The organism is Actinomadura sp. NPDC049753, assembly GCF_040674655.1.
GTDB classification, from domain to species: domain Bacteria; phylum Actinomycetota; class Actinomycetes; order Streptosporangiales; family Streptosporangiaceae; genus Spirillospora; species Spirillospora verrucosospora.
Genome location: NZ_JBFARL010000011.1, coordinates 65,340 through 76,462, shown reverse-complemented (window position 1 = coordinate 76,462; position 11,123 = coordinate 65,340). Strand labels below are relative to the sequence as shown.

Here is an 11,123-nt window from a genome sequence, read left to right as displayed (position 1 = left end):
GCCCGTGGTCCGCGCCTGGTGCCCGCCCCCCCCCTCCTTCCCCCGCGGTGGCGTGACCCCGTGGCACCGCTGGCCGGCCTGCGGCGGCTCCGTCCACTCGGCCGCGGTGACGGGCGGCGGATCGTCCATCAGTAGCCGACCTGCTCCACCTCACCGCGCCGGAACGGGCCGCCCCGCATCAGCAGGTCCGCGATGCGGTCGCCGAGCGGCAGGCCGAGGTCGTTCTGCATCCACATGAACTGGCCGTTCGGGTTGGACTCCAGGAAGACGTGCTCGCCGTCCGGGGTGACGATGAAGTCGACCGCGGCGTAGACGAGCCCGAGCCGGTCCATCAGCGCCTGCGTGCGCCGCACGACGTCCTCCGGCAGCGGCCGGTAGTCGCCGTAGCTGAGCTCGGTGTCGGCGCGCCAGTCGATCCGCGTCCGCTCCGCGCCCTGCGAGTCGATCACGACGGGGAAGTAGGCGTCGCCGATGATCGTGAGCCGGACCTCGTAGGCCTTCTCGATGTACTCCTGGAACTGGCAGAGGGTGTGCCGCACCCGGGGGAGGTGGTCGTGGATCTCCTCGCCGAGCACGGCGGTGTAGAGGCCGGAGGGGAACGCGCCGGGGTAGTGGACCACCCCGCCGCTGAGCGACTTGTAGACGAGCGAGCCCTCGCCCTCCTGCTTCACCAGCCGGGCGACCTCGTCGGGGTCGTTGGTCAGCAGCGTCCGCGGGACGCGGAGCCCGGCCTCCTTCGCGAGCTTGAGCTGGTACGGCTTGAGGTCGGCGACCGCGTCCAGGTCGGGGCGGTTCATCCAGAGGCAGTCGGTCGAGCGCAGGATGCCGCCGATGCCGTGCAGGGCCTCGTGGCGGGCGAACTCGCGTTCGGCCTCTCCCATCTCCTCGCCGAAGTCGAAGGCGGTGGGCCGCCGGTACCAGACGCCCGCCAGGGCGCGAAGGTCGACCTCCCGGTCGATCTCGCCGTCGTGGTGGCGCATCACCGCCCGGTCGGCCCCGTCGAAGTCGGACGTGGTGAAGCTCAGGCTGCGCGGGAAGTAGCTGGTGTCCACCCGGACGACCCGGGCGCCCTTCGCCGTGAGGCTCCGGACGACCGGGTCGACCGTGGGGTCGAAGTCCTGCGTGAGGACCAGGACCTCGGCCTGGCCGCCCACGCGTCAGGCGCACACGTCGTCGAGGATCTTGTCCCCCCACGGTGGCTGGCCTGATCCCGTCGTCGTGTACGAGCTGTACCCGGCGGTGACGTCCTCGCCGTCCGGGCCCACCCAGGTCTGGGTCACGGGGTCGTAGTGGCCCGCCTGCGGGTCGGCCGCAGGGGCGCCGTCGTCGGGCGTCCCCCACGGGGTGGAGTAGGCGTAGCCGAACGGCCGCTCGTCACCGTCCGGGGTGGGGACCGCCGCCGGATCGAATCCGGCGTGGTCGGGGGAGATGAAGGCGCGGGTGGTGCGGAGCGCGGGCCTGGTCAGGGTTCCGGGCATGGGCGTGCCTTTCTGCTGGGCGGACATGCGGGCGTGCGTGGGCGGCGCGGGAGCGCGCGTGGGGGAGCGGAGAGGGGCCCGTGGGCGGCCGCTAGGGGGAGGTCGGCTCGGTGATCCCGATGATCCCCGGGATGTCGCCGGAGAACGTCCAGGTCAGGCTGGTGCGGTCGTAGTGGCCCGCCGCGAGTCTCGTCGTCCGCTCCGGTTCGTGCTCGTCGGGGCGTTCGTAGAGGTAGGCCAGCGGAGCGCGGGGGCTGGTGCGGGTTCGGGCCCGGGACTCGGTCGGCCTGGCGCGGACGACCAGGTCACCGCCGTCGAGCTCGGGCGGGTCGAGACGGAGGAAGGGGGGCGGGTCCAGCGGGCCGGTGCCGCGGGTCATGACAGCGGGCCTCCCGGAGATCACCGGCGATCACAAGATCAAAGTGACATGGATCACCGGTCTCGGCAAGGAGCCGTCCTGTCCGTATCCGGCCAGCGGACGGGGAGGGACAGGCATAGCCGTTCGGTCATAGCCGCCGGGGGATTTGGTATTTGCCAGGCATAGCTTCGCGGGCGAGTATCGGGGGGTCGAGCCACGCGGGAGGGGACGGATGAAGGCTGAGCACTACGTCGGCGGGGTGTTCCGTTCGGACGGCCCGGCCTTCCCCCTCATCGCGCCCGCGGACGGCACCGAGCTGGGCGCCGTCCCCGAGGCCACGCGGGAGGTCGTCGACGACGCCGTGGCCGCGGCCCGTTCCGCGCTGAAGGGCCCCTGGGGCGCGATGGCGGCCGAGGAGCGGGCCGCGGCGCTGCGGCGCGTCGCCGACGGCATCCAGGCGCGGTTCGAGGAGTTCGTGGACGCGGAGGTCGCCGACACCGGCAGGCCCCGCGCGTTCGCCGAGACCGTCGACGTGCCGCGCGCCGTCGGCAACTTCCGCGCCTACGCCGACCTGCTGTACGGGCGCCCGGAGCGCGCCTACACCACGCGCGTGCCGGGGTGGAGCTCCGGGACGGGCGAGGCGCTCAACTACACGGTGCGGCGGCCGCTCGGGGTCGTGGCGGTCGTCTCGCCGTGGAACCTCCCGCTGCTGCTGTCGACCTGGAAGATCGCGCCCGCGCTCGCATGCGGGAACGCCGTGGTGGCCAAGCCCTCGGAGGAGACGCCCTCGACCGCGACGCTGCTCGCCCGGGTGATCGACGAGGCGGGCCTCCCCGACGGAGTGTTCAACCTGGTGCACGGGCACGGCCCCGGCGCGGCCGGGGAGTTCCTCACCGGGCACCCCGGGGTGGACGCGATCGCGTTCACCGGCGAGTCGGCCACCGGCGCCGCGATCATGCGGAACGCCGCCGACCACGTCACCCCCGTCTCGTTCGAGCTGGGCGGCAAGAACCCCGCGCTCGTCTTCGCCGACGCCGACCTGGACGCCGCCGTGGACGGGACGGTCCGCTCCTCCTTCACCCACTCCGGGCAGATCTGCCTGTGCACCGAGCGCGTCTACGTGGAGCGCCCCGTCTTCGAGGAGTTCGTCGCGAGGCTCGGCGAGCGGGCCCGCGCGCTCGACGGCTACGGGCCGATGATCTCGGCCGGGCACCGCGACAAGGTCCTGTCGTACCTCCGGCTCGCCCGCGAGGAGGGCGCCACGGTCGTCGCCGGCGGCGGCGCCCCGCGGTTCGGGGACGCCCGGGACGGCGGCTTCCACGTCGAGCCGACCGTCCTCACCGGGCTCCCCGAGACCGCCCGGGCGGTGCGGGAGGAGATCTTCGGGCCGGTCTGCCACGTCGCGCCGTTCGACACCGAGGACGAGGCCCTCGCGCTCGCCAACGACAGCCCCTACGGGCTCGCCGCCACGGTGTGGACGCGGGACCTGTCGCGCGCGCACCGGGTCGCGCCGCGCGTCGAGACCGGGATCGTCTGGGTGAACTGCTGGAACCTGCGCGACCTGCGCACCCCGTTCGGCGGCGTGAAGGCCTCCGGGATCGGCAGGGAGGGGGGAGAGTACTCCCTGGACTTCTTCTCCGAACCCGTCAACGTCTGCGTCCAGATCTGAGAGCGAGCCCAGTGACCACGAACATCGAGGCCGCCGCCGAGCGGCTCCTCGGCGCCCACGCCGGCGGCACGCCGTGCGCGCCCGTCCGCGACCTGATCGCCACGGCGGACGACGCCTACGCCGTCCAGGACCGGCTGACCGACCGCTGGCTGGGGGAGGGGCGCCGCCTCGCCGGCCGCAAGATCGGCCTGACGTCGCGCGCCGTCCAGGCGCAGATCGGCGTGGACAGCCCCGACTTCGGGATGCTGTTCGCCGACATGGCCGTCCCGGACGGGGAGGAGATCCCCGCCGGCGCCGTGCTGCAGCCGCGCGCCGAGGCGGAGGTCGCCCTCGTGCTGGAGCGCGACCTCACCCACGAGCGGCACACCGCCGCCGACGTGATCCGCGCGACGGCGTTCGCGCTGCCCGCCATCGAGGTGGTCGGCAGCCGCGTCCGCGACTGGGACATCACGCTCGCCGACACGGTCGCCGACAACGCCTCCTCCGGCATGTACGCGCTGGGCAACCGCCCCGTCCCGCTCGCGGACGTCGACCTGCGCCTGTGCGGGATGGTGATGGAGCGGCGCGGCGAGCAGGTCTCGACCGGCAACGGCGCCGCCTGCCTCGGGCACCCGCTGAACGCCGCGCTCTGGCTCGCCGACACCCTCGTCCGCGTCGGCCGCCCGCTGCGCGCCGGCGACACCGTCCTGACCGGCGCGCTCGGCCCGGTGGTCCCGGCCGGTCCGGGCGACGTGTTCGAGGCGCGCATCGACGGACTCGGCGACGTCCGCGTCGCCTTCGGCAGGGAGGAGTCCTGATGGCGGACGTGCACGCGCTCGCGGCGGCGCTCGACGAGGCCGCCCGGGACGTCCGGGCGATCCCGAAGCTGACCGCCCGGACGCCCCTGGACGTCGCGACGGCCTACGCGGTGCAGCGCGCCGGGATCGAGCGGCGGCGCCGCCGGGGCGAGCGGCTCGCCGGGGTGAAGATGGGGTTCACCAGCCGCGCCAAGATGGTCCAGATGGGCGTGGACGACGTCATCTGGGGCCTGCTGACCGACGGCATGGTGGCCGAGTCCTCGGTGGACGTGTCCCGCCTCATCCACCCGCGGATCGAGCCCGAGATCGCCTATCTGATCGGCCGGGAGGTCCGCTCCGCAGCCGAGGTCGAGTCCGCCGTGGCGGGAGTCGCCGTCGGGTTCGAGGTGCTCGACTCCCGCTACGAGGACTTCGCGTTCACGCTCCCGGACGTCATCGCCGACAACGCCTCGGCGGCGCGGTTCGGCGTCGGCGCCTGGCACGCGCCCCGCGACCTGTCGAACGCCGGGCTGCTGCTGGAGATCGACGGCCGGCCGGTGCAGACGGGCTCGTCCGCCGCGATCCTCGGGGACCCGGCGCGGTCGCTGCGGGCGGCGGCCCGGCTCGCGCTCGGCGCCGGAATGACGCTGGAGCCGGGCTGGATCGTCCTCGCCGGCGCCGCGACGGCCGCGGTCCCGCTGCCGAAGGACGCCCACGTCCGGGTCGTCGGCGCGGGCCTCGGCGCCGTGGAGGTGACGACCTGATGGACGACGCGATCCTCGTCGAGGGCAAGGCCCCGCCGCGCGGCCGGTTCCCGCACCTGCGGCGGGCCGGCGACCTGGTGTTCGTGTCCGGGACGAGCTCGCGCCGCCCGGACGGGACGTTCGCCGGGGCGAGCGCCGACGCGATGGGCGTCACCGACCTCGACGTCCGGGAGCAGACCCGCGCCGTCATCGAGAACATCCGCGACCTGCTGGAGGCGGCCGGCGGCGGCCTGTCCGACGTCGTCAGCGTCACCACCTACCTGGTGAGCATGAACGACTTCGGCGGCTACAACGAGGTCTACGGCGAGTACTTCGACGAGACCGGGCCCGCCCGCACGACCGTCGCCGTCCACCAGCTCCCGCACCCGCACCTGCTCATCGAGATCTCGTGCGTCGCGCACATCCCGCAGGCGACGCGGACAGGAAAGGAGGGCGGAGCATGACCCTGCCCCAGCTGTCGTTCGGACGGCCGTTCAACTTCGACGCCTGGATCGAGGAGCACCGGGACCTGCTGAAGCCGCCGGTCGGCAACGTCCAGGTCTTCGACGACGCCGGGCTGATCATCATGGTGGTCGGCGGGCCCAACCAGCGCACCGACTTCCACGACGACCCGACCGAGGAGTTCTTCTACCAGCTCAAGGGCAACATGGTGCTGCGCGTCATGGAGGAGGAGGGCCGTCCGCCCACCGACCTGCAGATCAACGAGGGCGACGTCTTCCTGCTTCCCCCGCACGTCCGGCACTCGCCGCAGCGGCCCGAGCCCGGGTCGATCGGCCTGGTCGTGGAGATCCCGCGCCCCGAGGGCCTCGCGGAGGCGTTCGAGTGGTACTGCACCGAGTGCCACCACCTCGTCCACCGCGCCGAGCTCCAGGTCCGCTCGATCGTGGACGACCTGCCGCCCGCCTTCGAGCGCTTCTACGGCGGCGACCGCAAGTGCCCGAACTGCGGCGCGGTGCACCCGGGCCGGCAGTGGCCGCGGTCCATGACCCCGACGACGGCGCCCCGTGTCTGACGGGGCCCCGGTGACGGTCTTCGACGTCCACGCGCACGTCTTCCCGGTGATAGGCCGGAACGAGGGGCGGATCCTCTCCGACGAGGGCCAGCCGTGGCTGCGCGTCGACGGCGGCGGCGCCGGCATGATGATGTGCGGCGACGCGGAGTACCGCCCCGTCGGGGAGGCGCTCTGGGACGCCGCGCGCCGCGTGGCCGACATGGACGCCGCGGGCGTCGACCGGCAGGCCGTCTCGTCCACGCCGCTGATGTTCGGGTACGCGGCCGAGCCGTCCCGCGCCGCCGACTGGTGCGACTTCGTGAACGACCGCATCCTGGCGTTCTGCTCGGACGCCCCCGACCGGCTCCTGCCGCTGTGCCAGGTGCCGCTCCAGGATCCCGAGCTCGCCTGCGAGGTCGCCGAGCGGGCGGCCGCCGCCGGGCACCGCGGCGTCCACATCGGCAACCATGTCGGCGACCGCAACCTCGACGACGAGGGGATCACGGCGTTCCTCGCGTACTGCGCGGAACTCGGCCTGCCCGTCCTCGCGCACCCGTGGGACATGCTCGGCGCCGACCGGATGCGCGGCCACATGCTGCCGTGGCTGTCGGGCATGCCCGCCGAGACGCAGCTGAGCATCCTCGGTCTGATGCTGTCGGGCGCGTTCGAGCGGCTCCCCGAGTCCCTGCGGCTGTGCTTCTGCCATGGCGGCGGCAGCTTCGCGTTCCTGCTCGGGCGGGCCGACAACGCCTGGCACCGCCGCGACATCGTGCGCGCCGACTCGCCGCGCCCCCCGTCGGAGTACGTCGGCCGGTTCCACGTCGACTCGGCCGTGTTCGACCCGCGCGCGCTCCGCCTGCTGGTGGACGTGATGGGCCCCGAACGGGTCATGCTCGGCACCGACTACCCGTTCCCGCTCGGCGAGAAGGACCCCGGCGCGACGATCCGCGCGTGCCCCGGACTGGACGACGCCGAGCGCGCCCTGCTGCTCGGGGGCAACGCGGAGGCGTTCTTCGCGCCCGCCCTCGACCTGGTGACCACCGAAGGAATGGCGCAGTGACCCTGGAGGACGAGGCGCGGCGCCTCGACGAGACCGATCCCCTGCCCACGCTGCGCGGGGAGTTCCTCGTCCCGCCCGCGCCGGGCGGGCCGCACGCGGAGGCCGCCTACTTCGCGGGCAACTCGCTCGGGCTCCAGCCGAGGAGCGCGGCCGGGCTGCTCCGCGAGGAGCTGGACGACTGGGCGCGGCTCGCCGTCGAGGCGCACACGCAGGGCCGCCGCCCCTGGGTGGCGTACCACGAGCTGCTCCGCGGGCCCGCAGCCCGCCTCGTGGGCGCGCTTCCGCACGAGGTCGTCGCGATGAACTCGCTGACGGTCAACCTTCACCTGATGATGGCGAGCTTCTACCGGCCCGCCGGGACGCGCACCCGCATCGTCATCGAGGACGCGGCGTTCCCGTCCGACTCCTACGCGGTGGCGAGCCAGGCCGTCCACCACGGGCTCGACCCGGCCGCGACCGTCGTGCGGCTCAGGCCCCGCGACGGCGAGGACGCGCTGCGCACCGAGGACGTCCTCGCGTTCCTCGACCGCGAGGGCGGCACGGTCGCTCTCGTCCTGCTCGGCGGGGTCAACTACCTGACCGGCCAGCTCATGGACATGGCGGCGATCACCAAGGCGGGCCGGGCCGCCGGCGCCGTCGTCGGGTGGGACCTCGCCCACGCCGCCGGGAACGTCCCCCTGCGGCTGCACGACTGGGACGTGGACTTCGCCGCCTGGTGCACCTACAAGTACCTCAACGGCGGACCCGGCGCCGTCGCGGGGTGCTTCGTCCACGAGCGGCACGTGCGGGACGCCTCCGTGCCGAAGCTGGCGGGCTGGTGGGGCACCGACCCCGCCGTCCGGTTCCGGATGGACCCCGACATCGCGCCGCCCGCCTCCGCCGACGCCTGGCAGCTGTCCAACCCGCCGATCATGGCGCTGGCGCCGGTGCTGGCCTCCCTGGAGATCTTCGACCGGGTGGGGATGGACGCGCTGCGCGCCAAGAGCGGGCGCCTGACCGGCTACCTGGCGGACCGGCTCGCCGGGATCGGCGCCGAGGTCGTCACGCCGTCCGACCCGTCGGCGCGCGGCGCGCAGCTGTCGGTGCGGGTGGCGGACGCGGGCGGGCTCGTCCGGCGGCTCGCCGAGGCCCACGGCGTCGTCGCCGACGCGCGCGAGCCCGATGTCGTCCGCCTCGCGCCCGTCCCGCTGTACTGCACGTTCCACGACTGCCACCGCGCCGCCGCGGCCCTCGCAGATCTTCTTTAGGTGTGTCGGTGCATGGGCTCGCCCGGCATCGGGTAAGTTCGTCTGCGTTGCACGATGGCGTCGGCCCGGCCGGCCGGCGCCAAGCAGTCTCGAAGCGTTTTCTCCGGGTGACCGGCGGGCGTGAGTGAGTCCGCTTGCAGCCCGGCCCCGTCGACCGGCGGGCCGGAGACGTTTTACCCGGAAGGGAAAGACCATGGCCGAAGGCACCGTGAAGTGGTTCAACGCTGAGAAGGGCTTCGGGTTCATCGCGCCCGACGGCGGCGGCCCCGACGTGTTCGTCCACTACTCGGCGATCACGACCAACGGCTACCGCAGCCTCGACGAGAACCAGCGCGTCGGGTTCGAGATCACCCAGGGCCAGAAGGGCCCGCAGGCCGAGGGCGTCTACCCGCTCTAAGGTCCTGCCGGATCTCAGCTGAGGCCGGGAGCGCTCGCGCGTTCCCGGCCTTTCGCACGTCCACCGGCCGTGCGCCCGCCTAGGGCACCGCCTTCTCGGCGCGGCCGGAGGTCGCGCCCGCGGGCCGCCCGGCCGCACCGCCGCCGCGCGGGTTCAGGGCCCCGGCCGTCACGGTCATCACCGCGACCACGCACGTGATGAGCGCGAACGCGGCCGGGTAGGACAGCGCCCCGGCCGTCCAGCCGGTGATGGCGGGCGCGGTCAGCCCCGACAGGTAGGTGATCGTCGCGACGCCCGCGACGCCCTCGCCCGGGGTGGCGCCGGCGGCGCCCGCCGCCGCGAACACCAGCGGCACCACCGTCGCCACGCCGACGCCGAGCAGCGCGAACCCCGCGATGGCCGGCCAGGGCTCGCGGGACGCCACCACGAGCGCGCCGCCGAGGACGGCCACCACGCCTCCGCACCGGACGACCCGGGCCGGGCCGAGCCGCCGCACCAGCCGGTCGCCGAGAAGCCGCGTCCCCGCCATGCACGCCATGAAGACCGTGTACGCGGCGGCCGCCAGTCCGGGGCCCGCGTCCGCCACCTCGGTCAGGTAGACGGCCGTCCAGTCGGCGCTGGCGCCCTCGGCGAACGTGGCGCAGAAGCCGACGACGCCGATGGCCAGAACGGCCCGGGTCGGCAGCGCGAAGCGGCGCGGCGCGGGGGCGCCGGGGGAGGGCCGGGCGTGCAGCAGCCCGCGGCCCGCGGGCGCGCCCACCGCCAGCAGCACGGCCGCGACCAGTCCGAGGTGCAGCCGGGCGTCGACGCCCGCGTGCGCGGCGAGGATCCCGACGCCGCCCGCGACGAGGCTCCCGACGCACCACAGGCCGTGCAGCCCGGACATGACCGGCCGCCCCAGGTACCGCTCCACCGACACCGCGTGCGCGTTCATCACCACGTCGGACATGCCGGCGGTGGCCCCGAACAGCAGCATCGCCGCGAACAGGAAGGCGGGGGCGGGAGCGAGCGCGGGCAGCGCCCCGGCGGCGCACCAGGCCGCGATCAGCAGGCGGGTGGCGCGGCGCTCGCCGATCCGGTGCGCGATGCGGCTCGCGGTCGGCATGCCGATGAACGCGCCCATGGACGGGCAGAGCAGCGCCGCGCCGAGCAGGGTGGGGGACAGGTCGAGCCGGTCCTGGATCCAGGGGATGCGGGTGGCGAGCGTGCCGGCGACGGCGCCGTGCAGGGCGAACACGACCGCGATGGCGCGGTGGGGGGAGTTCATGATTCCAGAAACTAACAGGCAGCCTTCCTGATGAAAAGCGGAATCACGCAGGTTCCCTGCCTACTAGCATGGGGGCGTGAAGACCGCCGACCCGACGATGGCCCGCGCGATCAACGACCGGCTGGCCCTCGACCTGCTGCTGGAGCGCGGGCCGCTGACCGCCCCGCAGCTGCGGACCCTGACCGGGCTGTCGCGGCCGACGGTGTCCGACCTGATCGAGCGGCTGCGGGCCGGCGGGCTGATCGAGGCGGCGGGGGAGACCGGCGCCGACCGGCGCGGCCCGAACGCCCGCCTCTACGGGCTGGTCGCGGACCGCGCCCACGTCGCCGGGGTCGACCTGCGCCGCGACGCCGTGCACGTCAGCGTCTCCGACATCGCGGGGAACCCGGCGGGATCGGCGTCGAGGCCGCTGCCCCCGTCCCCCGACCTGTGCGCCCTCGTCGCCGACGCGGTGACCGAGGCGGCGGGCGGCCGCGCCCTGCACACGGTCGTGCTGGGAACCCCCGGGCTGATCGACCCGCGCACCGGGCGCGCCACCGACAGCGGCGTCCCCGGCGGCCGTCCCGACCTCGGCGCGGCCCTGCGCGACCGGCTGGGAGCACCGGTGCTGGTGGAGAACGAGGTCAACCTCGGCGCCATCGCCGAGCACCGGGAGGGCGCGGCGGCCGGCCGCGACGACTTCGCGCTGCTCTGGCTGGACGACGGCGTCGGCGGGGCGCTCTTCCTCGACGGACGGCTGCGGCGCGGCGCGTCAGGCGGCGCGGGCGAGGTGGGCCTGCTGAAGGTCGGCGGCACCGACTTCTGCGCCCTGCTCGACGAGAAGGCCGTCGCGGGCCTGGGCGACGAGGCGATCGCCGGGCGCATCGCCGAGGCGGTGTTCGTGCTCGTCGCCGTCCTGGACCCCGGGCTCGTCGTGCTCGGCGGGGCGCTCGGCCGCGCGGGCGGCGACCGGCTCGCGGGCCTGGTCGCCGCGCACCTGGGCCTCCTCAGCCCGGCCGCCACCGAGGTGCGGCCGAGCCGTGTCGAGGGCGACGCCGTGCTGCGCGGCGCGGTGCTGACCGCCCTCGACCTGGTCCGCGACGACGTCTTCGGCTAGACCGGCCGGACGCCGCCGGG

Annotated in this window: 13 protein-coding genes; 9 read left to right on the top strand and 4 right to left on the bottom strand. The window is 74.5% G+C overall.

Translation table 11 applies throughout. The features are described from left to right. Positions 1 to 128: 128 nt before the first annotated feature. The 3 genes from AB0K37_RS05330 to AB0K37_RS05320 all read right to left on the bottom strand — a co-directional run bounded on the left by AB0K37_RS05330 (position 129) and on the right by AB0K37_RS05320 (position 1,857). A complete protein-coding gene (locus AB0K37_RS05330) occupies positions 129 to 1,154 on the bottom strand; it encodes an MvdC/MvdD family ATP grasp protein (RefSeq protein ID WP_363975122.1) in 1,026 nt (341 codons plus the stop codon). A gap of 3 nt (positions 1,155 to 1,157) precedes the next feature. After that, the gene (locus AB0K37_RS05325; protein WP_363975119.1) at positions 1,158 to 1,478 is read right to left on the bottom strand and encodes a hypothetical protein; all 321 of its coding nucleotides are present in this window, start codon (positions 1,476 to 1,478) and stop codon (positions 1,158 to 1,160) included. A 91-nt stretch (positions 1,479 to 1,569) separates the two neighbouring features. Then, positions 1,570 to 1,857, bottom strand: a complete 288-nt coding sequence (locus tag AB0K37_RS05320; RefSeq protein ID WP_345179112.1) for a hypothetical protein — start codon at positions 1,855 to 1,857, stop codon at positions 1,570 to 1,572. A 211-nt stretch (positions 1,858 to 2,068) separates the two neighbouring features. On the opposite strand from AB0K37_RS05320, the gene AB0K37_RS05315 reads away from it, so the two are divergent. The 8 genes from AB0K37_RS05315 (at position 2,069) to AB0K37_RS05280 (ending at position 8,740) form a co-directional block, all read left to right on the top strand. Next, positions 2,069 to 3,505 carry a 2-hydroxymuconic semialdehyde dehydrogenase gene (locus tag AB0K37_RS05315; protein ID WP_363975116.1) on the top strand — a complete coding sequence of 479 codons (1,437 nt, stop codon included), beginning with the start codon at positions 2,069 to 2,071 and terminating at the stop codon, positions 3,503 to 3,505. 11 nt (positions 3,506 to 3,516) lie between these two features. Further along, positions 3,517 to 4,302: a fumarylacetoacetate hydrolase family protein gene (locus AB0K37_RS05310; RefSeq protein ID WP_363975113.1), complete on the top strand. Its 786-nt coding sequence runs from the start codon at positions 3,517 to 3,519 to the stop codon at positions 4,300 to 4,302. Beyond that, positions 4,302 to 5,045 (top strand): fumarylacetoacetate hydrolase family protein, encoded by a 744-nt coding sequence (locus AB0K37_RS05305; RefSeq protein ID WP_363975110.1) that lies wholly within the window; start codon positions 4,302 to 4,304, stop codon positions 5,043 to 5,045. The genes AB0K37_RS05310 and AB0K37_RS05305 overlap by 1 nt, the downstream gene beginning before the upstream one ends. Further along, positions 5,045 to 5,488, top strand: coding sequence for a RidA family protein (locus AB0K37_RS05300; RefSeq protein WP_179848452.1), 444 nt, complete (start codon positions 5,045 to 5,047; stop codon positions 5,486 to 5,488). The genes AB0K37_RS05305 and AB0K37_RS05300 overlap by 1 nt, the downstream gene beginning before the upstream one ends. Continuing rightward, a complete protein-coding gene (locus AB0K37_RS05295; RefSeq protein ID WP_363975107.1) occupies positions 5,485 to 6,057 on the top strand; it encodes a 3-hydroxyanthranilate 3,4-dioxygenase in 573 nt (190 codons plus the stop codon). The genes AB0K37_RS05300 and AB0K37_RS05295 overlap by 4 nt, the downstream gene beginning before the upstream one ends. Next, positions 6,050 to 7,096 carry an amidohydrolase family protein gene (locus tag AB0K37_RS05290; protein ID WP_363975105.1) on the top strand — a complete coding sequence of 349 codons (1,047 nt, stop codon included), beginning with the start codon at positions 6,050 to 6,052 and terminating at the stop codon, positions 7,094 to 7,096. Before AB0K37_RS05295 ends, AB0K37_RS05290 begins: the two co-directional genes overlap by 8 nt. Next, positions 7,093 to 8,343 carry a kynureninase gene (gene kynU / locus AB0K37_RS05285; protein WP_363975102.1) on the top strand — a complete coding sequence of 417 codons (1,251 nt, stop codon included), beginning with the start codon at positions 7,093 to 7,095 and terminating at the stop codon, positions 8,341 to 8,343. Before AB0K37_RS05290 ends, kynU begins: the two co-directional genes overlap by 4 nt. A gap of 193 nt (positions 8,344 to 8,536) precedes the next feature. Continuing rightward, positions 8,537 to 8,740 carry a cold-shock protein gene (locus tag AB0K37_RS05280; protein WP_067639228.1) on the top strand — a complete coding sequence of 68 codons (204 nt, stop codon included), beginning with the start codon at positions 8,537 to 8,539 and terminating at the stop codon, positions 8,738 to 8,740. 79 nt (positions 8,741 to 8,819) lie between these two features. Here the strand turns inward: AB0K37_RS05280 and AB0K37_RS05275 are convergent, their stop codons facing one another. After that, on the bottom strand, positions 8,820 to 10,007 hold the full coding sequence (locus AB0K37_RS05275) for an MFS transporter (protein WP_363975099.1): 1,188 nt from the start codon (positions 10,005 to 10,007) through the stop codon (positions 8,820 to 8,822). A 76-nt stretch (positions 10,008 to 10,083) separates the two neighbouring features. On the opposite strand from AB0K37_RS05275, the gene AB0K37_RS05270 reads away from it, so the two are divergent. Then, a complete protein-coding gene (locus tag AB0K37_RS05270) occupies positions 10,084 to 11,103 on the top strand; it encodes an ROK family transcriptional regulator (protein WP_363975096.1) in 1,020 nt (339 codons plus the stop codon). Positions 11,104 to 11,123: the final 20 nt, after the last annotated feature.